Raw genomic sequence first — 26,511 nt, forward strand, 5'->3', positions numbered from 1 at the left:
CAGCAACAGCTGGACGCCAAGTTACAGCAGCTGAACAACGCCAAAGGCAGCCTGATCGGCTCGCAGAAGCTGAACCTGACCACGAGTACCTCGCTGCATAACGACGGCCTGCTGGGCAGTGATGGTCAGCTCAAGCTGACCGTTGGCCAACTCGAGAATGGCGCGGGCCTGATCCAGGCCGGCAAGGACCTGCAACTGACGGCGACCAGCGTCAACAACGCTGACAAAGGGCAAATCTTGGCGCTGGGCAAGGAGGCCGCCAGCAGTTTGGAGATCAGCGGTCAGCTGCACAACCAGGGCAAGATTGCCGGCAATGCGGCACTGGACGTCAACGCCGCCGACATCGACAACCACGGCGGTTTGCTACAGTCGGCGGACAAGCTGAATCTGAACAAACAAGCCAGCCTGAACAACGACGGCGGCCACATCGTTGCCAAGGATCTGAGCCTGAAAGCGGACACGCTCAGCAATCAGGGCGGTGAGGTCTTCGCCCAGCAACAGCTGGACGCCAAGCTGCAGCAGTTGAATAACGCCAAGGGCAGCTTGATCGGCTCGCAAGGACTAACGCTCAGTGCCAGCGATATCTTACGCAACGATGGCTTGCTGGGCAGCGACGGCCAGTTCAAGCTGACGGCCGGTGCGTTGGAGAACGGGGCCGGCCTGATCCAGGCCGGCAAGGATCTGCAACTGACGGCGGCCAGCGTTAACAACGCCGACAATGGCCAGATTCTGGCTTTAGGCAAGGAGAGTACTAGCAGCCTGGAGATCAGCGGCCAGCTGAACAACCAGGGCAAGATTGCCGGCAATGCGGCGCTGGACGTCAATGCCGCCGACATCGACAACCACGGCGGTAGCTTGCAGTCGGCGGACAAGCTGAGTCTGAACAAACAAGCCAGTCTGAACAACGACGGCGGCCACATCGTTGCCAAGGACCTGAGCCTGAAAGCGGACACGCTTAGCAATAAGGGCGGCGAAATACGCCATCTGGGACAGACCATGGCGCAATGGCAGGTGCGCCAGCGGCTCGACAACCAGCAAGGCACCTTGTTCAGCAATGGCGGTTTGACGCTTGCGGCTCAATCGCTGAACAACCAGAAGGGCACTCTGAGCAGCCTGGGCGCGCAATCCTTGCAACTGGCTCAAGGCCTGGACAATCAGGGCGGCACCTTGGTCAGCGGACAGGGGTTGCAACTGCAACTGGGCGCGGTATTGAACAATCAAGGCGGTACGGTGCAAGCCGAATCCTTGCAGGTGCACGCGGCCGGACTGGGTAATCAGGGTGGCAGCATCAAGGCGCTGGGAAGCGGCGGCAGCAGCATCAACATTGGTGGGACTCTGGACAACTCCGCGCAGGGCGTGCTGGCTGGCAATGGACGGCTGGAGGTAAGCGCCGCGGCTTTGGACAACCGCCAGGGTACTTTGCAAAGTGCGGCCGCACTGGATGTGCAAGTGGCGCGGCTGGCGCAGAACCAGGGCGGCAAGATTCAGGCCGAGCAACTGCAGTTGAAAGCCTCCGAGCTGAACAATCAGCAGGGGCTGCTCAGCCAGGCTGGCGACGGCGTGGCCAAGCTGGAATTAAGTGGCAAGCTGGACAATAGCCAGCAGGGCAAGGTGCTATCCAACGGCCAACTGCGGGTGACGGCGGCGGACTTGCTGAATGTCGGCGGCACGTTCAGCAGTCAGAGTGACTTGCAGCTCAGCGTGAGTGGCACGCTGGATAACCGCCAGGGCGCTTTGGGCAGCAACGGCGCCTTGAAGCTGGATAGCGCCAGCGTGGACAATGCCGGCGGCCTGCTCCAGGCCGGCTACACCTTGACCTTGGACAGCGGCAGCCTGCTCAACCAGGGTGGCAGGCTGCTGGCCTTGGGCAGCGGCGACAGCCGCATGACCCTCGGCGGGCAATTGAACAACGGCGGTCAGATCGCAGGTAACGGCGATTGGAGGATCAAGGCGCAAGGGTTAGACAATGCAGGCGGCAGCCTGCTGAGCGTTGGCAACCTGAGCATAGACGCCGTGACGCTGGGCAATTCCGGCTCTTTCTTGGCTGGCAAGGACTTGAACCTGACCCTCGCCAGCGACTTCATCCATACGGCGGGTAGCAAGCTGCAGGCCAATGGCAAGCTCAGCATCAGCAGCAGCGGCAATCTGATCAACAGTGGCCAGCTACAGGCCGGTGGCGACTTGGCCTTGAATGGCGTTAGCTGGACCAATAGCGGTGAGGTCAACGCCGGCGGCAAACTCAGTACTGAATTAAGCCAGGCACTTAGCAATAGCGGCAAGCTCAGCGCCGGCACATTACAACTGAATGCCGCCAGCGTGTTGAACACTCACTCCATTACCGGCGGCGATATCTCCATCCGGGCCGCCAGCCTGGATAACGGCGGCAGCCAGGGTCTGATCGCCTCTGCCGGCAATATGGCGCTGGATATTGGCCAGACGCTGAGTAATCACGATGGCAGCTGGTTGTATAGCCAGGGGGATATGCGCATTGGCAAGGCGGGGGCGGCTGTTGGGCAGGTGATTAACCATGTAGCGATCTTGCAGTCAGAGGGCAATATGTTTATCGAGGCCGGCAGGGTAAGCAATGAGGCGACCCCGGTTTCGATAACGCAGAGCAAGGTGACCAGTTCGTCTTCCAGAACGGCATATACGATACTTCCGGAGGCAGTTATTAGCTACAGGTCTTGTGGTCGAGATGATAGTAGTACTTGTCCAGATAGAAAGATTAGTTATATTGGTGTAATTAGTTTTGATTCGGGTGTTAGTTTTGGTCGCTGGCAGCGCTATCAGTCAGAAGGCAGAAACGGGGTGGGTAAACGTGATAATTTTGTTAAATACACATTCATGGCGGAGGATGAGGTCAATAAAATCATTACGGCCAAGTATGAGACTTGCCAGTGGGCACTTGGGCGGCAGTGTGATTCAAAATGGTATGCTGAGACTTCTTCAGTTGTAAAAATACCTTATTTCAAAAAAGAAAATGGTAAGTATTATTATCTGCCAGGGTATGATTATGAGAAAAACACCTTGGTATATGGTGTGGCTAATAATGCCAATGCACTATCCCCTGCAGAAATACTTCAAGCGCAGGAAGCTATGCGCCCGAATAAAGGGGATCAGGCGGGCACTGATTACTATACATATCAAGGAAATAGGGGTGAGTTTGTCTCAATTCCGAATGGTGGAGTTGTCGCAGGTCGTGATGTCATTAGCCAGCCAATCGAGGTTAGTCGGGTCACGACTCAGGTGGCAACGCTGGACGTTGCAAGCGGTAGTGTGGTAGCTGCAAAAATATTGGTTGGGGGGTCGTTGATTATTGGCTCGACGGATGTGGCCAACAAATATAGTTCGATTGCTGTAGGTAAAGACTTGGTATTGACTGCAGGGAACCAAATAAGCAATACAGGGCAGCAGCTTTTAAAAACAGTGACCGAAACTACACAAGCTACTCTTTTAGGTGGCAGACATAGTGGTCCAACTGTGTCAACACATACTGAAGTTCTGGCTTCGCTGGACGCCACTATCAGTACCGGCCAAAAGCTCATTGTACAAGCCCCTACCATTTCCAATGGCAAGGCCGGACAGTTGGATATCGCGGCCGCCTCTGGCTCTAGCCATTCAACGGTTGCAGCGACAAGCCGTGTTTCAGGCCAAACGTTCGCGGTGGATCCTGATGCCGCCAAAGCGGTAGAGCTTGCTGCAAGCGGGGTGGGCAGCCAAGCGCTGAAGCCGGTTTCAAGTACCCACCAGCTTACCGGCACTCATGTGGATAGTGCTTCCGGCCAGGTGCTCCCCTCGGAGGCCGCTGCAACTGTCGCTTCGGGTGGCGCTTTGCGTGGAGAAGTGCAAGCGGTAGCGGGAGATGGGCTGAGCAAGGCCGCTCCTGCACCGGCCCAAGGCAAAACCTTGCAAGGCGAAGTCACTACTGCCAGTGGCGCGGGGCTGGGCGGGGGGCTAGATACCGCCCATGGCCAGGTCCTCAGTAGCAAGGCGCATGGGGATGACGCATCGGGGCGGACATTATCCGCTGGCGATATTTCGCATATTACTGCCACGGCTTGGAGTGGAGCCAAAGCCGCGGTGCTGCCGCAGCAAGTGTTGCTGGAATCCGCCGGTACCAAGGCGGCCAATCCGGTGGCGGACGGCTATAGCCTGCCCAATAACGGCTTGTTCCAGACCCGCCCGGCGCCGGCGCAGCCTTATCTGGTGGAAACCGACCCGCGCTTTACTCAATACGGCAATTTCATTTCCTCGGATTACCTGCTCAAACAATTGGGTTACGACCCTAGTCGCGTGGAAAAGCGCCTGGGCGATGGCTTCTACGAGCAGCAACTGGTCAGCCGCGCGGTCACCGAACTGACCGGCAAGCGCTTCATCGGCGGCAACGCCAACGCAACGCAGCAGTACCAGCAATTGATGAATCAGGGCGCGGAATACGCCAAGCAATTCCAATTGACGCCGGGCGTGGCGCTGTCCGCGGAGCAAATGTCTCGCCTCACCGCGGACATGGTGTGGCTGGTGAATCAGAAGGTGGACGGCCACGACGTACTGGTGCCGGTGGTATACTTGGCCAAGGCGCAGGAACAATCGCTGCGCGGCCAGGGCGCGGTGTTGGCCGGCAGCCATATGGAACTGCTGGCTGATGGCGCGTTGATCAACAGCGGCACTCTGAAGGCGGACAACAGCCTGTTGGCGCAGGCGGGCGATATCCGCATCGAAGGCGGCAAAGTGCTGGCCGGCGGCGATCTGGGCCTTGGCGCTCGCCACGATCTGCTTGTTAGCGATGACAAGCAACGCAGTCAGGCGGGCAGCGTGATCCAGGCGGGCAGCTTGCAGCTACAGGCCGGCAATGATCTGAAGCTGCAGGCGGTGCAGCTGCAGGTCAACGGCGACGCGCAACTGCAGGCTGGTCACGATCTGGACATCGCCAGCCGCGAAAACCGCTACGACTACCGTGCCAATACTGGCCGCAGCCAGTACAGCTATCAGCAAGTGGACCATGTCGGTAGCGCGCTGCAAGTGGGTGGCAGCCTAGGCTTCAACGCCGGTCACGACCTCACGTTTAGCGGCGCGGAGGTCAAGGCCGGCGGCAAGCTGCTGGCCGTGGCCGGCAATGAACTGACCCTGCAATCCACATTGGATAGCAAACAAGGTCAGGGTAGCTGGGTCAGCAGCGGCTGGGGGAGTGCCCAGGGCTTGGACTCCATGTCGGATCAGATCCGCCATGCCACCCAGCTGCAGGCTGGCGGCGACATGCTGCTGCAAGCCGGCGGCAATCTAGCCCTCAACGGCTCCCAGGCCCAGGCAGGAGGCAACCTACTGGCGCTAGCCGGCAAGCAGCTGACCGTGCAAAGCGAAGTCAATAGCCGGCAAGATCGTCTCAATGTGCAGATGGGTTCCAAGGGCTATGGTCACAGCTGGCAAACGGACAGCCTCACCGTGGCGGGCCTGGCCAGTCAGGGCAATCTGCAACTGCAAGCCGGTGGCGACGCGGTGTTGAACGGTGCCAGCCTGGGCAGCCACAGTGTTTTGACGCTCAGCGCCGGCCAAGACATCCGCCTGGGCGCGGTGGCCACTCAAAGCCGTAGTGACAACTACTACACCAATGGCGATATCCACAACAACTACGACCTTAGCCAGCACGGCAGCGCGCTGTCTGGCACCAGCGGGCTGACCCTTAATGCCGGCCGTGACATCACGAGCCAGGCCGCCAGCCTTGGCAGTGATGGTCAGGCCACGTTGCTGGCCGGCCGCGACATCACGCTGGGCAGCGCGGAAAACCGTCACAGCGATTACCACAAAACCGTGCGCAGCTCCGGTGGCGCGTTCAGCCGCAAAACCACGGTGGATATCAGCGCGCATGACAATACCACCCAAATTGGCTCCACCGTCTCCGCTGACAAGATCGCAATGCAAAGCGGACAGGACCTCAATATCCAGGCTAGCCAGGTGGCCGGCAGCGGCACGGTCAGCTTGATGGCGGGTCGCGACCTTAACATCCGTTCCGGCACCGATACCCAGCGCGTGTTCCAGTTCCACCAGGAAAAAACCTCCGGTGTCTTCTCCGGTGGCGGCATCGGCTTCACGGTCGGCAGCAAGGAGCTGACCCAGGAAATGAACGGCGCGGGCAGCACCCAGAGCCAGAACCGCAGCCTGGTGGGCAGCATCAACGGCGACCTGCAGTTGAAAGCCGGCGGCGTGCTCACCTTGCAAGGCAGTGACGTCACCGCCGGTGGCAACCTGTTGGTGGATGCCAAGAAACAACAATTGGACGCGGCGGTGGACACCTGGCACAGCGTGCAGAAAACCACCAGCAAATCCAGCGGCCTCACCGTGCAGATCACCAGCCCGCTGATCAGCGGCCTGCAGGCCGCTGCCGCGGCCACCGACACCTTGCTCAGCAGCAAGGACAACCGCGTCAAAGCCCTGTCCGCCGCCACCGCCGGCCTGGCCGGCTACAACAGCTACACCGCCTACCAGCAAGCGATGGCCGGCGCGGACCCGTCCAAGAACGGCTATGGGGTCAAGCTCAGCATCAGCGTGGGCGGCAGCCAGAGCGAAAGCACCACCGTCAGCGACAGCCATACCGAAAGCGGCAGCCTGCTCAAGGCCGGCGGCAATCTGTTCACCCAGGCGGCGGGTGCGGGCCAGGACAGCACCATCACCGGTCACGGCGCGCAGCTGCTGGCCGGCAAGGATCTGACGATCAAGGCCGAAGGTGCAATCAGCCTGCTGGCGGCGCAAAGCCGCAGCAGCGAACACACCACCTCCACGTCTAGTAGTGGCGGGGTAGGGATGGCGATTGGTCTGCAGGACAATAAGGCGACAGTGGGTTTTACTGCCAACGGCAGTGCCAGCCGCGGCAAGGTGGACGGCAATAGCACCCAAAACCAACTCAGCCAACTGAATGCCGGCGGCAAGCTGGATATTCAGTCCGGCGGCGACTTCACGCTGCAAGGCGAAGCCCGCGGTCAGCAAGTGGTGGGCGTGGTCGCAGGCGATCTGCGGTTGGAGAGCCTGCAAGATACCAGCAGCTATCACAGCCTGAACCAGAGCGTGAGTGGCAATGCCAGCATGAGCGGCGGTTCGGTGTCGCTTAGCCAGCAAAAAATGGATGCGGACTACGCCAGCGTGCAGCAGCAATCCGGCATCAAGGCCGGCGATGGCGGTTTCCAGCTCAGCGTCAAGGGCAGCACCCAACTCACCGGCGCGGTCATCGCCGGCAGCGCGGCATCCATCCAGCAAGGCAAGAACAGCCTGAGCACCGGCGCGCTGGTCACCAAGGACATCGACAATCATGCCGACTTCACCGCCAGCAGCGTGACCGTCACCGCAGGTTCTGGCGGCGTCACCGGCATGGCAATGGCGGCATCTGATCACGATGCCAGCACCACGCGCAGCGGCATCAGCGGCGGCAAACTGGAGATCAGCAACCCGGCGCTGCAACAAGCGCTGACCGGTCAAAGCGCGGCGGATGCCGTCGCCAAGCTCAACCGTAATGTGGATAGCGCCACCGATGGCAGCGGCAAGCTGGCCAACAACTTCGACAAGGAGCAGGTGCAAGCGCTGTTCGATGCCGCCGCCGCGCTGCACGAACAAGTGGGCACCTTCCTCTCCAACAAGGCGCAGGCGGCCAAGGCCACTCAGGACGCGTTGGACGCCGCGCGCAAAGATCCGGCCGCCTCGGTCAGCGATCTTGAGCGGCTGGAGCGCGCCGCCGCGGACACCAAGGCCGACGCCGACAAATGGGCGCCAGGCGGCGCCTATGGCCAAATTTTGACCGCGGTCACCGCCGGCATCGGCGGCAACCTGGCCAACGGTCTTGGCGGCATGGCGCAAAACGCCGGCATCGCCTATCTGCAAGGCTTGGGTGCTCAGCAGGTGAAAGCGCTGGTTGACGGGATGGAGGACGGCGCCAAAACGCCGGAAGGCGAAACCGTCCGCGCGGTATTGCATGCCGCGCTGGCCTGCGGCGGAGCCAGCGCCAGCGGCCAGAACTGCGGCGCGGGAGCCGCCGGGGCCGCCGCCGCGGTGGCGCTGAACAGTGCTTTGGATCAGCTGCAAAAAACCGACGCCAGCAAGATGACGGCAGCGGAGAAACTGCAACGCGAGAACCTGGTCAGTGGTCTGCTGGCTGGCTTGTCTACAGCCACTGGTGGTGGCAGCACCGCCGCAACCACGGTGAACGCGGCGAAGACGGAGATGGATAACAACTCTTTACAAAAACAAACCGGGGTAGGTTGGGTGGAACGTTTCCATGCTTTATCCGAAGCGCAACGAGTCAAGCTATTGGTTCAGCATAAAAAAGAGTCTGACGAATTGTCGCAGCGAGCAAGGAATTGTCAAAGCGAAGCTGAATGTACCATGCTGGCGAAAGAGCTGAAAGAAAACCAGAACTGGTTCCGGGATGTTGGAAATGCATTTGCCAATAGTAAGGATATGGACCGGAGCAAGCTATATCTGGTCGAGGCAGATGCTGCGAGGGTGGACTATTTGCAAGCAGTAAACCGGGCTAGTGAATTTAAAGGTGGGCGTGTTCCTGGGTGGAGTATGGGGGCTAGTGCGGTGTGGACAGTGCAAGGTGTAGCGCCGGGTAAGATGTATGCTGAGTATGAGGAGAAAAATAAGCAGCAATTTGGATTAATTGCATCAACCATAGGCTTGCCCGTTGGTGGTTGGGCTATTGGTGGAAGTGGAGTGGCGGGTAGTATGCTGGCTGCTGGTGGTCTTGGGGCGGGATTTGATGTGGCGGGACAATATTTTCAGAACTGTGTGAAAGGAAAGTGTGATCCCGAAGATATTCGAATAGCGCAGGCTGTATTTGCGGGAAATACGGCAATGGTGACAGCACCGTTTGCTTCGCCGGCAGCGGTGATGCTACAAAAGGCCGGAGCATCAAAAACATTGAGTGTGGTGATTGCGAATGGAGGCCTTGGATTTTCTACAGGGTATGCTAATACGATTTTTAATAATTTTTACTATCAAGAAGATAAGAATGCTGTTTGGGCTGGCTTGTTGGGGGCGGCTGCCGGCGCAGTGGGGACAGGAGCCGGGAGCGTTGCTATGGAAAAGTGGCGAAGTAAGATGATTGCTGATTTCCCCGCATTGTTCCAGCCATTGCCGCCAAATGGAACTTCTAAGTTCTGGGGGGTTGTTGTGCCAAATAGTCCATCGTTCTTAGAGGCGCCGGATAATAAAAAATAGGAGGCTATAATGCTTGGTGCAGTTTTTGTTAAAAGAAATCTCAGGGTTGGATTTTATTTTTTTCTGAGGTGGGTAGTGGTTTTTCCATGCTCATTGCTGCTTGAACACTGTTTTTTTCCTAGATTTTTTCATCGGCTTTTGATTTGGCTGTATTGTTGTTGGGGCTTGTATCTTTTTCCGTCTCATGGTCATGATTGGCTCGAGGTGGTTCGGTGTAATCTTGATTGGGACTGTGGGCGATATCCTAGCCCGGCGGCTCCGGCAGTTGCGTGGGGAGAGCTGTTTTTTACTCCGATATCTATTTTGGCGGCGTGGGTGGCTATTGATTATTACTTTAGCCATATAAAGCGAGAGGTTCGTCTGCGGCGTCAGCTAAAACGTGATGAGAGTTATATTCCTGTTTTTTCTCGGTGGAAGCCTAAGTGGTATAGTGTATATCTTTGGTGGCTTTGAGTCTGATATGGGGAGTGGCTGTAATTCTATGAGTGTTTGTTTTGGTGGTTATTTGTGAGGTGATTTTTGATTGAATTTAATGATTTAGGTGGCGTGGTGTAGAGAGAGTGTTCTATTTTTTTTGAGTGTGTTGAAGCTCTGGGTTGTGAATGTGTCGTTGTATCAGGTGTTGTTACTCAAAAAGTGTTAAATGACATCCAAAAAGAGTTCACTTTTTCTAGCTCAGGTCAGCTGTTTAAAGGGAGCGATGGAGGCTGCGAGAGGGGCCATGTTGACATGGTTTTGAGTATGTTTGGTCTGGATGAGAGGGTTGCTTTGTTTTGGGGGCGCTATAGTGTCAATTGTTTTTGCAAGTTTAAGGGGAGTTAATGATGGCCTGTTCGATGTTTTGGCTGTTGGGTTCTATGCCTATATATTCAAAAGAATGTGGTTTCCTAGTTGAGTTGACAGGGGGCGGAAGTGCCGTTGTTTGTAAGAAATGAATATTGAGTGGTGTTTGTTGGGTTGGCTTTGCTGTGATGCAAATTGAGGGGTGGTTTGTTGGTGTAATGATGGGGCTGATGGCTGGCTTTTTAAGGAGATGCTGTGTTTGCCATGTCGTGTCTAGATGACTTACTAGGAGAAGAGGTATACCTTTTTTCTGAAAGATCGGTAGTGTATCTTGCGGCGGTTAAGTTTTGCGATGATGTTTTTGATTCTGAGTGGAGGCTGGCAGAACGACATAGTTATACGCCAGAGCAGGTTAGTCATATATTTTGGTGGGTAATAAATGAGGCTTGGGATGTCTACTGCCAAGTTAACGCGAATCTTCCGATTGCATGGTTGTCTATCGCCAAAAAAGCCTTGGAGTGGGACCACGTACCAATCAATTTTCACCCGTGGGCCTTGGCGATATTGGAGCACTTTGACCTGGAGCGTTACCATGCGGCCTATCATTTACCACGGGACGAGTACGAAGCGATTGCTCGTGATTTGCCGATAGTGCTGGAAGGTCTGCGCAATTATCCGGCGGAAAAGCTGACTGCGCCGATAGACGAGGATAATTGGGGCTATATCGATTATTAGAGGTTGAAGCCTGTGGTCTTCTATGGTTATGAAAGCGGCGCGCCAATCCGGCGCGCCGCTTTTTTACGCCTTAGCTATTGCGGCCGGGCGTCTTGCCTTCCAGTTCGGTTTTGGCGATTAACGCGCGTTGCAGCGCGTGCACGCTGTCCACGTGCTGGAAGACGTCGCAGCGCAGCGCGCCCAACACCATCAACTGCTCCGCGTAGTTGAAAAAACCCACCCAATAGCCGCGGGCATGGTGAGGATCGCGGAAGTCGATGTCGTAGGCGATCTTGCCGAGCAGGCCCCTGTTGTGGCGTTCCAGATTGTCTTTCAGGTACTGGGCCAGGTGGGCGGCGCATTCACGGCCATAGGCGCAGGCGTCGACGTAGTCGTCGGCGGGCGGCATCTGCCAATGGTGGGGCTGACCGCGTTGCGGCAGGTAGCGGACGAAGGGCAGTTGCGTGGCCTGGGTTTCGTGAGGCTTAGGCCGGTAATGACGGCGCGGGGGAAGTGCTTGGGACATTAGGAATACTCCTATGAGAGTGTGCATGATGTCCCCGCTTCTCGGTTCCAGTCGGGAGGCGGGCGCAAGACCACGGGACTGGAACACCGATTCACTCTCCTCTCGGCACGGCCGAAGCCGTTCCCGCAGCCTGCTCCCGCCATATGGGCGTGCTCAGGCAGCGAACAATAAGGGCCGCAAAGCGGCCCGTTCGCTGAGAGTGAAGTTTTTGGGGTTCCAGTCCCAGTGCCGGATGTAGGCCGGCACGCGGATGATTGTGGCGGCGCGGACGGGTCGGGTCAAGGGCGCGGGGATGCCAAGCGGCGGGCTTGCGCTTATAGTGGCGGCTTTTAGCCAATTGGGAGGGGAACCATGCGATTGAGAAGCTTGGCCGGCGTGGCGCTGGCCTTGTTCTGCGCGCAGGCGTCGGCGGCGTGTTCTGAGCAGGACTGGAAGACGGTGCTGCGTGGTTCGGAGCAGGCGATTGTCGAGTATGCGCGGCAGCATCATTGCGATTTGAACCAGGGCCTGGACAACGGCGCCAGTTCGGCCATGGTGTACGCGATCCAGAGCGGCCGTCCGGCGGCGGTGGCGGCCTTGTTGGCGGCCGGCGCGGATGTGAACGCGGATGTCTACGACGGCAAGACGCCGCTGTTCTACGCGGCGGAGGTGCGCAATGCGCCGGCGGCGAAGTTGCTGCTGGAGCATGGCGCGGATGTGAATGTGTCGACGCGCTTTTCGCAGATGTCGCTGCTGATGGCGGCGGTGTTGAGCGGCGCGCCGCAGCTGGTGGCCGATTTGCTCAAGCACGGCGCCTCGCTGGAGGACCGGGACAAATACGATCAGTCGGCGCGGGACTATGTGGCCAAGCTGCCCAAGGCCCAACGGCCGGCGATGTTGCGGGCCTTGGGCGGAGCGTGAACGCGGTTTGGGTCACCTGTTCAAAGCCCGCTGCGCGTCGTGAGAACCTGTCCATAGTCTGCTGCGCTTCGGCGATACGGCGTTGAAAACCCCTTCGAAATGCTCATGTACCGTATGTACATTCCGCTTTCTCTGTTGTTTTCGCCTTGTCTCGCTCTTGCTCGCGAGACTTTGAACAGGCTCTGAGACGGTGAGTGCCGCACTTTGAACAGGTTCTGGGCCGTGCTTAAGCCGCGGAGCCGGTCATCCGTCTGAAGTGGATCTGGCGCGAATCGCGGTGAGACTGGAACCGCTTGCTCTTGCCGCGTCGGAGGATGGCTTCGGCCTGCGCTAGCGGGGCGAGGCGGTCCTGTTCCGGCTTGGGCGCGGCGTGTTCGGACATGGCGTGCTCGGGCGCGTGGCTGCGCAGGTAGTCGCAGCGGGCTTGTTCCAGGGTGTCGCGCAGCGTCAGCGGGCTGAGCTGTTGCAGGCTGTTGGAGAGCTGGACGGCGCAGTGTTCGACTAGTTGTTTCAGCGCCGCTTGGTGTTGCGGGTTTTTGTCGTTCAGCCCGGCCTTGGTGCTGATGGCCCTGAGGTGGTTGTTGAGCAGGCTGGGACCGGCTTGCTTGCGGAAGTATTCCGCCTGGCTGGGGAAGCGCGCGGCGGCGCTGTCTATGATGAAGGCACGGTAGTGCTTGGCCTGCTCCGCCAAGCGGCTGCTGGGCGCCTGGGGCAGGCATTGCTTGACGGTGGCTTCGGCGCTGCTGTCGATATGGTCGTGCAGCATGGAGGTGTAGTAGTTGCGCAGCAGGTTGTGGGCGTCTTCCTGCGTCCGGCCGGCCAGCCACAGGCTGAACTGGCGTTGCGATTGCGCCAGAGCGGCTTGCAGGGTGTCCGGGGCCAGGCGGCGCAGCGCTTCGGCCGGCTGCGCGCCGCGCGGGCTGGCGCGGCCGACGCTGGACGGGCGTTCGCTATTATTGACCGCGCTGCGGATGTCCGCGGCCAGCGCGGTTTGCGGCGGGGTGTCCGGATCGGCGCAGCCGCGGGGGTGGATGCGGCTGAGCATGTCGTTGCTTATTTTCATTGGGCGTTCCTGAGCAAGGGCGGTGGCGTGTGCCGCCGCCGTGGTTGGGATGCGGCACAGTGTGCCCAAGCCCGGGAAAGCTCAATATAAAGAATTGGTCATGTCGCCGGCATGGCGTCACAGCAGCATCACCAGTTTGTACTCCGGCGCCTGGGCCAGTTTGAGGGTGATTTGCTGGTGCTCGATGCGGCCGGCGCTGGGGTGGTGGAACACGCGGCTGCCGCCTTCGCGCTCCTGCACGTCTTGTTGCTGCCAGTATTGGCGGAATTCCGGGCTGCGCGTTTCCAAGGCGGCAATCATCGCGGCGACGGCGGGTTGGCCCAGCCGCGGGCTGATGTCGGCGCGCAGTTCGGCGACGATGCGGCTGGCGCGTTGCGGCCATTGGTCGATGAAGTGGCGGGCTTCCGGGGTGAGGAAGATGAAGTCCAGCAGGCTGCGGCTGGCGTCCGGCCGGCCCAGCCAGTCGCGGAACAGGCGTTCGGCCGGCGGGTTCCAGGCCACGGCGCGCCATTCGGCATCCAGCACGTAGGCGGGGGAGTCGATATGGGCGGTGGCTTGTTTCAACAGGGCCTTGGCCTGTTCGGACGGGCCGCGCCATTCCGGTTCCGGGTCTTTGAGGCCGGCCAGGTTGAACAGGTAGTCGCGCTCGGCGGCGGTCAGGCGCAGCGCTTCGGCCAGCCGGGCCAGGGTGGGCGCGGACACGGATTGGGTGCGGCCTTGTTCTATCCAGGTCAGCCAGGTGGTGCTGATATCGCACAAGGCGGCGACTTCTTCGCGGCGCAGGCCTTTGGCGCGGCGGCGCTGGCCGGGCGGCAGGCCGGCTTGTTCCGGGCTCAGCCGTTCGCGGTGGGCGCGGATGAATTGGCCCAGCGGCGCGCTGTCTTTGCTGGCGGTCATGGGCGTAGGGTTCTGGGTATTAGTATCGCTACTAGTATAAGCAACTGTCTTGTTGCCGGGAAAATTTGCTTCCAAGATAGCTTCACGGAACAGAGCCTTGTGGCTGGCGCACGGAAACCCGCGGCGCCGGTGGCAGTCTGATATTGAGCAACCGGATTCGAGCAAAGACCATGACCGCACAGACCTTGTACGACAAATTATGGAATAGCCACGTGGTGCGCCAGGAGGCGGACGGCACGGCGCTGCTGTATATCGACCGCCACCTGGTGCACGAGGTGACCAGCCCGCAGGCGTTCGAGGGGCTGAAACTGGCGGGCCGCCCGCTGTGGCGGGTGGATTCGGTGGTATCCACCGCGGACCACAACACGCCCACCGATCATTGGGACGAGGGCATCAAGGACCCGATCTCGCGCCAGCAGGTGGAAACGCTGGATGCCAATATCAAGGCCTTCGGCGCGCTGGCGTATTTCCCGTTCAAGGACAAGGGCCAGGGCATCGTGCATGTGATGGGGCCGGAGCAGGGCGCCACGCTGCCGGGCATGACCGTGGTGTGCGGCGACAGCCACACCTCCACCCACGGCGCTTTCGCCGCGCTGGCGCACGGCATTGGCACCTCCGAGGTGGAGCATGTGATGGCCACCCAGTGCCTGGTGGCCAAGAAATCCAAGAATATGCTGGTGCGGGTGGACGGCCAATTGGGCCGCGGCATCACCGGCAAGGATGTGGCGCTGGCCATCATCGGCAAGATCGGCACCGCCGGCGGCACCGGTTATGCGATCGAGTTCGCCGGCGCGGCGATCGAGAGCCTGTCGATGGAAGGCCGCATGAGCTTGTGCAATATGGCGATCGAGGCCGGCGCGCGCTCGGGCATGGTGGCGGTGGATCAGAAGACCATCGATTATGTAAAAGGCCGGCCGTTCGCGCCCAAGGGCGAGCAGTGGGAGCAGGCGGTGGCGTATTGGCGCAGTTTGCGTTCCGATCCAGGCGCCGCGTTCGACGCGGAAGTGGTGCTGCACGCCGAGGACATCCTGCCGCAGGTGACCTGGGGCACGTCGCCGGAGATGGTGGTGGATATCGACGGCGCGGTGCCGGACCCGGCGCGGGAAAGCGACCCGGTGAAGAAAAGCGGCATCGAGCGCGCGCTCAGCTATATGGGCTTGCAGGCCAATACCCCCATTCACGATATCGCGGTGGACATCGTGTTCATCGGTTCCTGTACCAATAGCCGCATCGAGGATTTGCGCGAGGCCGCCAGCGTGGCCAAGGGCCGCCACAAGGCCGCCAATGTGAAGCAGGTGCTGGTGGTGCCGGGCTCCGGCCTGGTGAAGGCGCAGGCGGAGGCCGAGGGGCTGGACCAGGTGTTCCTGGCCGCCGGCTTCGAGTGGCGCGAGCCGGGCTGCTCGATGTGCCTGGCGATGAACGCGGACCGCCTGCAGCCGGGCGAGCGTTGCGCGTCCACGTCCAACCGCAATTTCGAAGGCCGCCAGGGTCAGGGCGGCCGCACCCATCTGGTCAGCCCGGCGATGGCGGCCGCCGCCGCCGTGGCCGGTCATTTCGTCGATGTGCGTTCGTTGTAACCGTTTCAAGGAGAGAAACATGCAAAAACTGTTGTTGCTGGTACTGGCCGTGCTGACCCTGAGCGCTTGCAATACGGTGAAGGGCGTGGGCCAGGACGTGTCCAAGGGCGGGCAGGCGATTGAAAACGCCGCCAAGGACGTGTCCAACAAAATGTGATGCGGCGGCCCGCCCCCGGCGTCCGCCGGGGCGGTTGTCTCCTCGCACTCTCTAATGAAGGCGGGCGCTAGCGCCCGGAAACGGCATTGACGATGAAAGCATTTACCACCCTGACCGGTTTGGCCTGTCCCTTGGACCGCGCCAATGTGGATACCGACGCCATCATTCCCAAGCAGTTCTTGAAATCTATCAAGCGCTCGGGCTTCGGCCCCAATCTGTTCGACGAATGGCGTTACCTGGACCACGGCGAGCCGGGCATGGACAACAGCAAGCGGCCGCTGAATCCGGACTTCGTGCTCAATCTGCCGCGCTATCAGGGCGCGCAGGTATTGCTGGCGCGCGAGAACTTCGGTTGCGGCTCCAGCCGCGAGCACGCGCCATGGGCGCTGGACGACCAGGGCTTCCGCGTGGTGATCGCGCCCAGTTTCGCCGACATTTTCTTCAATAATTGCTACAAGAACGGCCTGCTGCCCATCGTGCTGGCGGCGGACGCGGTGGATCAGCTGTTCCGCGAATGCGCGGCCGCTGAAGGCTATCAACTGACCGTGGACCTGGCGGCGCAGACGGTGAGCACGCCGGCCGGGCAGGTGTTCTCCTTCGACATCACCGAACACCGCAAGCACTGCCTGCTGGGCGGCCTGGACGAGATTGGCCTGACCTTGCAGCACGCGGACGAGATCAAGGCTTTCGAAGCCAAGCGTCGCGGCGAGCAGCCGTGGCTGTTCGCCTGAACGGCGGCCGGCGATGAGCGCGCTACAGCAGGGCGGCCACGCGCATAAGCAGCACGTGGAGCAGCAGTTCGGCGGCCAGGCCGCCGCCTATCTGAGCAGCCAGGTGCATGCGGAGGGCGCGGAGTTCGCCGAGCTGCGCCAGGCCGCGGCGGAGCATGGCGCGGCGCGGGTGCTGGACCTGGGCTGCGGCGCGGGCCATGTCGGCTTTCAGGTGGCGGAGGCGGCAAGGGAGGTAGTGGCTTATGATCTGTCGGCGGCCATGTTGGAAGTGGTGGCGGCGGAAGCGGCCCGGCGCGGCCTGGACAATCTGGGCACTCAGCAGGGCGCGGCGGAGCGGCTGCCTTTCGCCGATGGCGACTTCGATCTGGTGTTCAGCCGCTATTCCGCCCATCACTGGGGCGATGTCGGCCTGGCGCTGCGCGAGGCGCGGCGGGTGTTGAGGCCGGGTGGCCGGCTGGCGCTGATAGATGTGATGTCGCCGGGACAGCCGCTGCTGGACACTTATTTGCAGGCGGTGGAAGTGCTGCGCGATTCCAGCCATGTGCGCGATTACAGCGCCGGAGAATGGCTGGCGATGCTGGCCGAGGCTGGCTTCGCGGTGGATAGCCTGCGCCGCCAGCGGCTGCGGCTGGACTTCGACACCTGGATTGCGCGCATGCGCACGCCGCCGGAGATGGCCGCGGCCATCCGCCTGCTGCAACAGCGCATGGGGAAAGAGGTGCGAGATTATTTCGCCATCGAGGCGGACGGCAGTTTCTGCGCCGACGTGATGGTGTTGTGGGCCCGCACATGAACGCCGCTGGCGAGGGCAGGCGCGGCGCGATGGCCTGGCTGCACCGCCATCCCTGCTGGGCCTTCGTGCTGCTGGGCTTGAGTTTTCTGGTGTTCGGCGCGGGCACGGTCAATCTGGCCCTGTTATTGCAATTGAATTTCAAGCTGTGGCTGGACGCCGGCTGGCAGGCGGCGATGGACGGCGCGTTGCGCCAGTTGCTGGAACTGCTGGCGTCCGGCTATGCCGCGATGGCGGCTTATATCGTATTCAAATGCTGCGAGCGGGCGCTGGTGGAGCGGCTGACCCGGCGCGGTGATCAAGACTGAAAAGGAAAACAGTATGAAAATCGCCATTCTGCCGGGTGACGGCATCGGTCCGGAAATCGTTGCCCAGGCGCAGCGCGTGCTGGAAGTGCTGCGCAAGGACGGCCTGCCCATCGAAACCGAACAGGCGCCCTTGGGCGGCGCCGGCTACGACGCGTTTGGCCAGCCCTATCCGGAATTCACCCAGAAACTGTGCCGCGAATCCGACGCGGTGCTGCTGGGCGCGGTGGGCGGCCCGGCCTATGACAAGCTGGAGCGTCCGCTGCGACCGGAACGCGGCCTGCTGGCCATCCGCAAGGATTTGAACCTGTTCGCCAATCTGCGGCCGGCCATTCTGTACCCGGAGCTGGCCAATGCCTCCACGCTGAAGCCGGAAGTGGTGTCCGGCCTGGACATCATGATTGTGCGCGAGCTGACCGGCGACATTTACTTCGGCCAGCCGCGCGGCATTGCCGTCAACGAGCTGGGCGAGCGCGAGGCCTACAACACCATGCGCTATAGCGAGGGCGAGGTGCGCCGCATCGCTCATGTCGCCTTCGGCATCGCGATGAAGCGCAATAAGCGCTTGTGCTCGGTGGACAAGGCCAATGTGCTGGAAACCACCGAGTTCTGGAAAGAGGTGATGATAGACGTGGCCAAGGAGTACCCGCAGGTGGAGTTGTCCCATATGTACGTGGACAACGCGGCGATGCAGCTGGTGCGCAATCCCAAGCAGTTCGACGTGATGGTGACCGGCAATATCTTCGGCGACATCCTGTCGGACGAGGCCTCGATGCTGACCGGTTCCATCGGCATGCTGCCGTCGGCCTCGCTGGACGAAAACAACAAGGGCCTGTACGAGCCTTCGCACGGCTCGGCGCCGGACATCGCCGGCCAGAACCTGGCCAATCCGTTGGCCACCATCCTGTCCGCGGCGATGATGCTGCGTTACACCTTTGGCCGGGAAGACGCGGCGCAGCGGGTGGAGAACGCGGTGAAGACCGTGCTGGCGCGCGGCCTGCGCACCGCCGACATCTACGAGGCCGGCTGCGAGAAAGTCAGCTGCTCGGCGATGGGGGATGCGGTGGTGTCGGCGCTGTAAATGGCAGTGGTTCGCCCGGCTCGCGCCGGGCGAACCGTCTGTTCTGATTTGAATACAATAAAAACGAAATACCCCATTGCCTGGCGCTTTATCGCGCTGCACAATGGGGTGACAACATTACAGCCGCCCGCCGCCATGGCGGGCGCGACGATTTGACAGACAGATACCAGGAGAAACCCAGTGAGAGTAGGTTTTGTTGGCTGGCGCGGCATGGTGGGTTCCGTGCTGATGCAGCGCATGCGCGAAGAGAATGATTTTGCGGCGATTGCCGAGCCGGTGTTCTTCACCACCTCCAATGTGGGCGGCAAAGCCCCCGACATCGGCCGCGATACTCCGGCCTTGAAGGACGCGAAGGACATCGCCGAACTCAAGACCATGGATGTGATCGTCACCTGCCAGGGCGGCGATTACACCAATGCCGTCTATCCGCAGCTGCGCGCCGCCGGCTGGAGCGGCTACTGGGTGGACGCGGCGTCCGCGCTGCGCATGGAAGACAATGCCATCATTATCCTGGATCCGGTGAATAAGGCGGTGATCGAGCAGGGTCTGGCGCGCGGCGTCAAGGACTACGTCGGCGGCAACTGTACCGTGTCGCTGATGCTGATGGCGCTGGGCGGCTTGTTCCAGAACGATCTGGTGGAGTGGACCACCTCCATGACCTACCAGGCCGCCTCCGGCGCCGGCGCGCAGAATATGCGCGAATTGCTGTCCGGCATGGGCGCGATCAACGCCCAGGTGTCCGGCCTGCTGGCCGATCCGGCCTCCGCCATTCTCGACATCGACCGCCGCGTGTCCGACTTCCTGCGTTCCGACGCCTTCCCCAGCCAGAACTTCGGCGTGCCGCTGGCCGGCAGCCTGATTCCGTGGATAGACAAGGATCTGGGCAACGGCCAGTCCAAGGAAGAATGGAAGGGCGGCGCGGAAACCAACAAGATCCTGGGTCGCTCCGCCAATCCGGTGCCGGTGGACGGCTTGTGCGTGCGCGTGGGCGCGATGCGCTGCCACAGCCAGGCCTTGACCATCAAGCTCAAGCGCGATGTGCCGCTGGACGAGATCGAATCCATGCTGGCCGCCGCCAATCCCTGGGCCAAGGTGGTGCCCAATACCCGCGAGGCCTCGATGGCCGAGCTGACCCCGGCGGCGGTGACCGGCACGCTGAGCACCCCGGTGGGACGTCTGCGCAAAATGGCGATGGGCGGCGAATACCTGTCCGCCTTCACCGTGGGCGACCAGTTGCTGTGGGGCGCGGCCGAGCCGCTGCGCCGCATGTTGCGTATCCTGATCGAGCGCTGACAGGGTAGAATGGCGGCAGCCTGGGATTCGCGTTGGCGGGTTCCTACTGCCGCGCCGCGCGCCAAGCGCGCGGTCAAGTTGAAAAGGGCACCGCGGTGCCCTTTTTTGCGTGCGGTATTCTGTTTGCAATGATTGATTGAGAAAGTAAAGCGATGTCGAATTCTATTCAGCTTGCCGTAGTCGGCGCCACCGGCCTGGTGGGCCAGGCGGTACTGGAACTGCTGGCCCAGCGCCAGTTGCCCGTGGGCCGGGTCTTTGCCGTGGATGCGGCGGACAAGGAAGGCGAAACCGCCGCCTATGGTAATCTGGAGCTGGACGTGCATCCGATCGACGGCTTTGCCTTCGAAAACGTGGCCTTGGCCATCTTCGCCGCCGGCGGCGAGTTGGCGCGCGAGTACGCGCCGCAGGCGCGCGCGGCCGGCGCGGCGGTGGTGGATTTCAGCTCCGCCTTCCGCGCGGACGATAGCGTGCCGCTGGTGATCCCCGCGATCAACGGCGCCTTGCTGGCGGATGCCGGCGAGGCCGCGCTGGTCTCGGTGCCCAATTGCACGGTGACGCCGCTGGCGCTGGCGCTGGCGGCGCTGCGCCCGCTGGGCCTGCAGCGGGTGTCGGTGGCCACTTATCAATCAGTGTCCGGCAGTGGCCAGACGGCGATGGAAGAGTTGGCGGACCAGACCACGGCGCTGTTCTCCCAGCGCGAAACCGAGAGCCGGGTCTACGATAAGCGCATCGCCTTCAATGTGCTGCCGCTGATCGGCGCGTTGGACGCGGACGGTGTGTCCGAGGAAGAGCGCTCGGTGGAGAGCGAACTCACGCGGCTGCTGGATCTGCCGCAGCTGCAAGTGGAGGCCACTTGCGTGCGGGTGCCGGTATTCTTCGGCCATGCCTGGGCGGTGAACGTGGCATTCGAACATGAATTTGACATGGAGCAAGCCCGCAAGCGCCTGCTTGCGGCAGGCTTGCAAGTGGTGGCCGCGGACAAGCTGGGTGGCTATGTGACGCCGATGGAAGCCACCGGCAACGAGGCGGTATGGGTCAGCCGCCTGCGCGGCAAGGGCCGGACGCTGAGTTTCTGGCTGGCGGCCGATAATGTGAAAGCCGGCGCGGCGCTCAATTGCGTGAATATCGCCGAGGCGCTGCTAAAGCAAAATGGCTTGATTTAAACAGAGGGAGTATTCCGGGGAGATTCCCGTGTTCTCCTGCCGGCGCGGCTTAGAACGGCACGCCGGCGCAGGGGGATGGGGCGCGCTTGGCGCGTCGCCATCCCCCTTAATTATTTACCGGCTCGTTTAAACATTGCGGATAGGCTTGTCATTATGAAATCTAGCTAAAAACTGCGACAAGGCCTAAGATTGCAACAGTTACCGACTGCGCTCCCCGCGAGCCAGCGCAAATAAGATCAAGATAAACCGTGCCGGAAGGTTGACAGTGACAAATCAGGCAAAAATCAGAATCGGCGTCCTGGCGGTGGCTTTGGCCTGCTGCGCCAACGCTTGGGCGGGACTGGGGAAAATCAATGTCAGGTCTAATCTGGGCGAACCATTCCGCGCCGATATTGAATTGACCGGAGTGCGGTCGGCGGAGCTGGAAAGCGCCAGAATAGGGCTGGCCGGCGCCGATACCTTCCAGGATTTGAATGTCGATTACGCCACGGTGCTCAGAATGCTGCGCTTCAGCGTGGCGCCAAGCTCGCGCGGCGCGATGATACGCATCAGCTCTTCCGGTCCGATCAACGATCCCTATCTGCGCTTCGTGGTGGAGGCCAAGACCTCCTCTGGCCGCGCGGTGCGCGAATACACGGTGTTGCTGGACCCTAGCAATTATTCGATGGCCTCGCCGTCCGCCAACATCGTGCAGGACGTGCCCAGCTACGCCGACAACAATCTTTCCAGCCGCTACCGCGGCAATGCCGCGCCCATCGCGCGGCCGCAACCCGGCATTCTCAAGGTGAAGTCCGGCTCCACCCTGCGTGGCCTGGCCGGCAAGGTGCGGCCGCGTGGCGCCACGCTGGACCAGACCATGGCTGCGCTGGCCCAGGCCAACCCGGATGCCTTCGTCGATGGCGACGTCAGCCGCCTCAAGCTGGGCGCGGTGCTGAAAGTGCCGACCAGCCGCAAGATCAAATCGCTGAGCGCCTCCCAGGTGGCCAGTATCCTGGGCGGGCAGCCGGCGGCGCCAGCGGCCGAGGCCAAGCCCGGCGCCGATGTGCTCAAGCTGGTGCCCAGTGAGGCCGGCGGCGGCAATGCCAAGCTATCGGATCTGGAACAACAGGTGGCGGCGCGCGAGCAGGCCTTGAAGAGCGCGGAAGCGCGCATCACCGCCCTGGAAGATCAATTGAAGGCCTTGCAAGCCGGCAAACCGCTGCCGGCCATGACCAGTCCCAGCTCCGCGCCGGCGGCTGTGCCGGCCGCTGCCAGCGCTCCCGTTGCCGCCGCCAGCGCGCCGGCGGCGGAGGCCGCGCCCAAGCCGGCGCCGGCCGAGCACAAGCCCGCGCCTAAACCGGCCGCGCCGCCGCCCCCGCCGGCGCCGTCGCTGCTGGACAAGATCATAGATCACCTGCCGCTGATTGGCGGCGGCGTGGCGGGAGTGGGCTTGCTGGGCGCGCTGGGCCTGCTGCTGGCGCGTCGACGCAAGGGCGGCGCATCGCTGGCCTTGTCCGCCAGCAATACCAGCATGGCGCTGAGCCGCGGCGCTTCGTCGGGCATGGATGCACCCTCGGTGGGCGCCGGCCATTCCTTCATGAGCAACTTCACCCAGGCGGCCGGCGCCATCGACGCGGCCGAGGTCGACCCGGTGGCGGAGGCCGAGGTGTACATCGCCTATGGCCGCGACGTGCAGGCCGAGGACATCCTCAAGGATGCGCTGGCCAAGGATCCATCGCGTCAGGAAGTGCGCTTGAAGTTGATGGAAATCTACGCCGCCAGGCCTGACGTCGCCAGCTTCGAGAAGCTGGCGCGGGAGATGCACGCGACCTTCGACGGCCATGGTCCGATCTGGGCCAAGGCCGCGGCGATGGGGCGTTCCATCGACCCGACCAACTCTCTGTATCTGTCCGATGGCGAGGGCGAGGAAATCGAGGCCGCCGCGGCGCCGGCTGCAGCCGCGGGCGAGGGCGGCATCGATCTGGATCAAGAGCTGTTCGGCGCGCAAAACGCCGACGTGCCGGCCGCGGCAGAGGCCGCCGCGCCAGCCGTCGAGCCGGCCGCGCCGCCGGAAGCGCCGCAGGACGACCCGTTGGCCGCTCTGTTGGAAGAGCCAAAGCCGGAGCCCGCTGCGGCGGCGGAGAGCAATCTGCTCGATTTCGACCTGGACGCCGAATTGACGCCGGCGGCGGAAGCCAAGCCGGAAGCGGCGGCCGAGCCGGCCGCGGCGCCGGCGGAGAACAATCTGTTGGACTTCGATTTCAATCTGGACAGCCTGGCGACCGAAGCGCCGGTCGCGGCGGAAACGCAGCCGGCCGCAGCCGCCGAGCCGGCCGGTTTCGAATCGCTGTACGAGGACATGCTGGCCGAAACACCCACAGCCGCGCCTGCCGCGCCAACAGCGCCGGCGCAAGCCGAAGGGATGTCGGTGCTGGACGATCCGCTGGCTACCAAGCTGGATTTGGCCAAGGTTTATCTGGACATGGGCGATCGCGACGGGGCCAAGGAAGTGCTGCAGGACTTGATCGCCGAGGCGCAGGGGCCGCTCAAGGCGGAGGCGGAGGCCTTGCTGGCAAGCATCAGCGCCTGAGGTGGGCGCGACGGCGCTGCGCGGCGGGACGAGTACTCGTCCCGCCGTTTGAGTGTCTGAGCCGGCATAAATGCCGGGTTCGCGCCGAATGCGCCGCAAACCGCGGCCGAAGTGTGGTTTTTTTGACTATGGCCGCGGTGCAATGGCGCGCAGATGTTTGATTTATCTTCGCTAAGTGGTTGTTGCGCGGTTTCGTTGCAATAATTAAAACGTTGTAAGAGCCTGTTGACGATCTGGCGCCGGCGGCTTCGAAAGAATGAGGATGGGGATAGCCTTCCATGTCTGTTAAGACGCGCATGAGTCATATCGCGGTGCTGCTGGCCGGCCTTGGTCTGGCCGCCGTCGCCTCCGCCGGCCTGGGGCCGATACGGGTGCTGTCCGCCGAAGGCGAACCCTTGCTGGCGGAAATTCCGGTGGTGGACGAAGAGCCATCCGACAATGTGCTGGTGGGGCTGGCGGACCGCAACCGCTATCCCTTGCTGTCCACTTACAGCCCATCCGCCGGCAATCTGCAGTTTTCCATCGTGCGCAAGCCTGACGGCAGCGTTCAGAAAATCCTGGTCAAGGGCGCGGTCGCCTATCCGGAGCCGCTGCTGCGCTTCGCCGTGGACTTGAGCTGGCCGGCCGGCAGGCTGGTGCGCGAGTTCGAGGTGGATTACCGCCGCGACGGCCCGCGCAACAAACCGGCGCCGGCGCGGGAGGATGGGAAGAAGCATGTCGCCAGCGTGGACGCCTCGCCGCGGCTTGACTCTTTGGGCTTGAGCGATGTGCGCTTGCGCTCGCGGCTGGGCGAGCCGCTGTTGCTGGAGCTGACCTTGCAGGGCAGCGCGTTGGAACAGGCCGATCCGCCGCGGCTGGCCTTGTTCGCGGTGGCGGCGCAGGGCGAGCCCAGCCAGCAGCAGGCGCGCTTGGTGGCCTCCATTCTTCCCCAGCTCGAAAAAGTGGCCAAGGGCAAGTTCAAGGTGCAATTGCGCACCGAACAGCCGGTGACCGAACCGATGCTGGCATTCCGGCTGGAAGTCAGCGCGGGCAAGCTCAAGGCGCAAAAGAATTATTCGGTGCTGCTGGATCCGCAGGCGGCGGCCAAGCCGGCATCCGCCAAGCGCGCCTTGAAAGTCTATCGCGTGCTCAAGGGCGATACCTTGTCCGGCATCGCCAGCCGCATGCGCGGCGGCGGCGCGGCCGGCGCGGTCAGCCAGCAACTGCTGCACGATAACCCTGAAGCTTTCATCGACGGCAACGCCAATCTGCTGCGCGCAGGCGTGGCGCTGGAATATCCGGCGGAATGGCGTCTGCGCGGCCAGGCCGGCGTGGCGCCGGCCAAAGCGCCCGAGCTCAAGCCTGCCGCGGCCGAACCTAAAGCGTCCAAGTCCGCTGCGGTCGAGGCCAAGGCGCCCTCGGCGGACAAGGCCAAGGAATCTATGCCCAAGCCCGTGATCGGCAAGGGCGAGACCCGCGCCGCGCCAGCGGAGCCGCCGCGAGCGGTTGCGCCGCCCAAGCCGGCAATGGCCAAGGGCGAGACAGCCGCGCCGGCGCCCGCCGAGCGCAAGCCGGGCGCATCGTCGCCGCAGGAGCAGCATTTGCAGCAAATGCTGCAACGGCAGGATCAGGCGCTGAAGCAGGCGGAACAGCGGGCCAAGGCGTTGGAGCAGAAGATACAAGATTACCAGCGCAATCTGGCGGCCAAGGCCGCGGCGCCGGCTTCCGCACCGGCTCCGGCGATGACGGAGAACCGCGTGGCGGCGACCGAGACCGGGCACGAGACCAAGGCGGCGCCCAAGGTGGCCGCGGTCAGCTCTATGCCGGTGGCGGCGTCCGCGCCGCAGGCTGCGCTTGAACACGAGGCGCCGCCCCATGCGGCGGAACCCGCTCCGGTGATCAAGCCGGCGTCCGAGGTGAAGGCACCTCCCGTGGAAGCGGCCGCCAGCGGCTGGAGCGATGAATTGGGCGCGATGCTGGCGGATGAATCGCTGCGCTGGAAGTTGGGCGGCGCGGCGGCGGCGCTGGGTTTGGTGGCCTTGCTGTTGGCTCGGCGCAAGCGTCAGCAGGGCAAGGCCGATGCGGCCGTCTCGGTGGCGGGCGCGGCCGTGGGCGGCGCGTCCATGCTGGGGCCGCTGACCACCTTGATGAGCTCTTTGAAGAAGGGCGATGGCATCGATCTGTCCTCGGTGGACCGAGTGGCCGAGGCCGATGTCTATCTGGCCTACGGCCGCGACGATCAGGCGCTGGAGATCTTGCGCGAAGGCCTGGCCAACGAGCCGATGCGGCAGGATTTGCGTTATAAGCTGTTGGAAGTGCTGTCCACCCAGCAGGACAAGCAGCTGTTCATCGCCGAGGCCACCACCGCCAAAGGCGTGTTCGGCAAGGACAGCACTTTGTGGATGCGGGTGTGCGAGATCGGTCAGACCGTCGCGCCCGGCCATCCCTTGTTCGCGATGGCCGCGCCCGTGGTCGCGGAAGTGACACCCGCCGCGCCGACGGCGCCGGCTGCGCCGATGCCGGCAATGGATGAGCCCGTTGCGGAGCGCGCAAGCGAGCCGGCGGCGCCTCCGCGGCCAAGCGCGCCCCCGCCGCCTGCTCCTCCGTCCACAGCGACCAGCCCGGCCGAGGAAAAAATGGAGCTGGCCAAGCTGTACCTGGAAATGGGCGACAAGGAAACCGCGGATGCGCTGATGAAGGAAGCAAGTGGCGGTTGATAGCCGGGTTTAGGGCCGGATGGAGTCAAGGCGCCGACGCGTTCAAGATGCGTCGGCGCTGT

General features: G+C 62.2%; 16 protein-coding genes. 13 read left to right on the forward strand and 3 right to left on the reverse strand.

The window, feature by feature from the left end; genetic code table 11:
- Positions 1 to 111: 111 nt before the first annotated feature.
- Both VI26_RS19650 and VI26_RS24730 read left to right on the forward strand, forming a co-directional pair.
- Complete coding sequence (locus VI26_RS19650; protein WP_369799218.1) at positions 112 to 9,204, forward strand: hemagglutinin repeat-containing protein; 9,093 nt, start codon at positions 112 to 114, stop codon at positions 9,202 to 9,204.
- Positions 9,205 to 10,242: 1,038 nt separating this feature from the next.
- Positions 10,243 to 10,722, forward strand: a complete 480-nt coding sequence (locus VI26_RS24730) for a hypothetical protein (RefSeq protein WP_156183974.1) — start codon at positions 10,243 to 10,245, stop codon at positions 10,720 to 10,722.
- A 70-nt stretch (positions 10,723 to 10,792) separates the two neighbouring features.
- On the opposite strand, the gene VI26_RS19660 is transcribed toward VI26_RS24730, so the two are convergent.
- Positions 10,793 to 11,227, reverse strand: a complete 435-nt coding sequence (locus tag VI26_RS19660) for a hypothetical protein (RefSeq protein ID WP_048411461.1) — start codon at positions 11,225 to 11,227, stop codon at positions 10,793 to 10,795.
- A gap of 351 nt (positions 11,228 to 11,578) precedes the next feature.
- Here VI26_RS19660 and VI26_RS23415 point away from each other — a divergent pair, with 351 nt between their 5' ends.
- Complete coding sequence (locus VI26_RS23415; protein ID WP_082151168.1) at positions 11,579 to 12,127, forward strand: ankyrin repeat domain-containing protein; 549 nt, start codon at positions 11,579 to 11,581, stop codon at positions 12,125 to 12,127.
- 226 nt (positions 12,128 to 12,353) lie between these two features.
- Here the strand turns inward: VI26_RS23415 and VI26_RS19670 are convergent, their stop codons facing one another.
- Together VI26_RS19670 and VI26_RS19675 are read right to left on the reverse strand one after the other, a co-directional pair.
- The gene (locus VI26_RS19670) at positions 12,354 to 13,190 is read right to left on the reverse strand and encodes a hypothetical protein (RefSeq protein ID WP_048411462.1); all 837 of its coding nucleotides are present in this window, start codon (positions 13,188 to 13,190) and stop codon (positions 12,354 to 12,356) included.
- A gap of 117 nt (positions 13,191 to 13,307) precedes the next feature.
- On the reverse strand, positions 13,308 to 14,087 hold the full coding sequence (locus VI26_RS19675) for a helix-turn-helix transcriptional regulator (protein WP_048411463.1): 780 nt from the start codon (positions 14,085 to 14,087) through the stop codon (positions 13,308 to 13,310).
- A gap of 170 nt (positions 14,088 to 14,257) precedes the next feature.
- Between VI26_RS19675 and leuC the strand changes: the two genes are divergently transcribed.
- The 10 genes from leuC to VI26_RS19720 all read left to right on the forward strand — a co-directional run bounded on the left by leuC (position 14,258) and on the right by VI26_RS19720 (position 26,449).
- Positions 14,258 to 15,664, forward strand: coding sequence for a 3-isopropylmalate dehydratase large subunit (gene leuC, locus VI26_RS19680; RefSeq protein ID WP_048411464.1), 1,407 nt, complete (start codon positions 14,258 to 14,260; stop codon positions 15,662 to 15,664).
- A gap of 19 nt (positions 15,665 to 15,683) precedes the next feature.
- Positions 15,684 to 15,821, forward strand: a complete 138-nt coding sequence (locus VI26_RS24085) for an entericidin A/B family lipoprotein (RefSeq protein ID WP_082151169.1) — start codon at positions 15,684 to 15,686, stop codon at positions 15,819 to 15,821.
- Between the two features lie 92 nt (positions 15,822 to 15,913).
- Positions 15,914 to 16,552 (forward strand): 3-isopropylmalate dehydratase small subunit, encoded by a 639-nt coding sequence (leuD, locus tag VI26_RS19685; RefSeq protein WP_048411465.1) that lies wholly within the window; start codon positions 15,914 to 15,916, stop codon positions 16,550 to 16,552.
- Between the two features lie 13 nt (positions 16,553 to 16,565).
- Positions 16,566 to 17,345 (forward strand): class I SAM-dependent methyltransferase, encoded by a 780-nt coding sequence (locus VI26_RS19690; protein WP_048411466.1) that lies wholly within the window; start codon positions 16,566 to 16,568, stop codon positions 17,343 to 17,345.
- Positions 17,342 to 17,650, forward strand: coding sequence for a hypothetical protein (locus VI26_RS19695; RefSeq protein ID WP_156183975.1), 309 nt, complete (start codon positions 17,342 to 17,344; stop codon positions 17,648 to 17,650). Before VI26_RS19690 ends, VI26_RS19695 begins: the two co-directional genes overlap by 4 nt.
- A 13-nt stretch (positions 17,651 to 17,663) precedes the next feature.
- A complete protein-coding gene (gene leuB, locus VI26_RS19700) occupies positions 17,664 to 18,728 on the forward strand; it encodes a 3-isopropylmalate dehydrogenase (RefSeq protein ID WP_048411468.1) in 1,065 nt (354 codons plus the stop codon).
- A gap of 180 nt (positions 18,729 to 18,908) precedes the next feature.
- Positions 18,909 to 20,021 (forward strand): aspartate-semialdehyde dehydrogenase, encoded by a 1,113-nt coding sequence (gene asd, locus VI26_RS19705; protein ID WP_048411469.1) that lies wholly within the window; start codon positions 18,909 to 18,911, stop codon positions 20,019 to 20,021.
- A 152-nt stretch (positions 20,022 to 20,173) separates the two neighbouring features.
- Positions 20,174 to 21,184, forward strand: a complete 1,011-nt coding sequence (locus VI26_RS19710) for an aspartate-semialdehyde dehydrogenase (RefSeq protein WP_048411470.1) — start codon at positions 20,174 to 20,176, stop codon at positions 21,182 to 21,184.
- Between the two features lie 406 nt (positions 21,185 to 21,590).
- A complete protein-coding gene (locus VI26_RS19715) occupies positions 21,591 to 23,753 on the forward strand; it encodes a FimV/HubP family polar landmark protein (protein ID WP_231581065.1) in 2,163 nt (720 codons plus the stop codon).
- Positions 23,754 to 24,031: 278 nt separating this feature from the next.
- Complete coding sequence (locus VI26_RS19720; RefSeq protein WP_048411471.1) at positions 24,032 to 26,449, forward strand: FimV family protein; 2,418 nt, start codon at positions 24,032 to 24,034, stop codon at positions 26,447 to 26,449.
- Positions 26,450 to 26,511: the final 62 nt, after the last annotated feature.

It is taken from the genome of Chromobacterium sp. LK1 (genome assembly GCF_001043555.1).
Classification (GTDB): domain Bacteria; phylum Pseudomonadota; class Gammaproteobacteria; order Burkholderiales; family Chromobacteriaceae; genus Chromobacterium; species Chromobacterium aquaticum.

Bases quoted from the DNA above. Each gene is read 5' to 3' on its own strand.
- VI26_RS19660 (WP_048411461.1), bottom strand. From the start codon at position 11,227: ATGTCCCAAGCACTTCCCCCGCGCCGTCATTACCGGCCTAAGCCTCAC.
- VI26_RS23415 (WP_082151168.1), top strand. From the start codon at position 11,579: ATGCGATTGAGAAGCTTGGCCGGCGTGGCGCTGGCCTTGTTCTGCGCG.
- VI26_RS19670 (WP_048411462.1), bottom strand. From the start codon at position 13,190: ATGAAAATAAGCAACGACATGCTCAGCCGCATCCACCCCCGCGGCTGC.
- VI26_RS19675 (WP_048411463.1), bottom strand. From the start codon at position 14,087: ATGACCGCCAGCAAAGACAGCGCGCCGCTGGGCCAATTCATCCGCGCC.
- leuC (WP_048411464.1), top strand. From the start codon at position 14,258: ATGACCGCACAGACCTTGTACGACAAATTATGGAATAGCCACGTGGTG.
- VI26_RS24085 (WP_082151169.1), top strand. From the start codon at position 15,684: ATGCAAAAACTGTTGTTGCTGGTACTGGCCGTGCTGACCCTGAGCGCT.
- leuD (WP_048411465.1), top strand. From the start codon at position 15,914: ATGAAAGCATTTACCACCCTGACCGGTTTGGCCTGTCCCTTGGACCGC.
- VI26_RS19690 (WP_048411466.1), top strand. From the start codon at position 16,566: ATGAGCGCGCTACAGCAGGGCGGCCACGCGCATAAGCAGCACGTGGAG.
- VI26_RS19695 (WP_156183975.1), top strand. From the start codon at position 17,342: ATGAACGCCGCTGGCGAGGGCAGGCGCGGCGCGATGGCCTGGCTGCAC.
- leuB (WP_048411468.1), top strand. From the start codon at position 17,664: ATGAAAATCGCCATTCTGCCGGGTGACGGCATCGGTCCGGAAATCGTT.
- VI26_RS19710 (WP_048411470.1), top strand. From the start codon at position 20,174: ATGTCGAATTCTATTCAGCTTGCCGTAGTCGGCGCCACCGGCCTGGTG.
- VI26_RS19720 (WP_048411471.1), top strand. From the start codon at position 24,032: ATGTCTGTTAAGACGCGCATGAGTCATATCGCGGTGCTGCTGGCCGGC.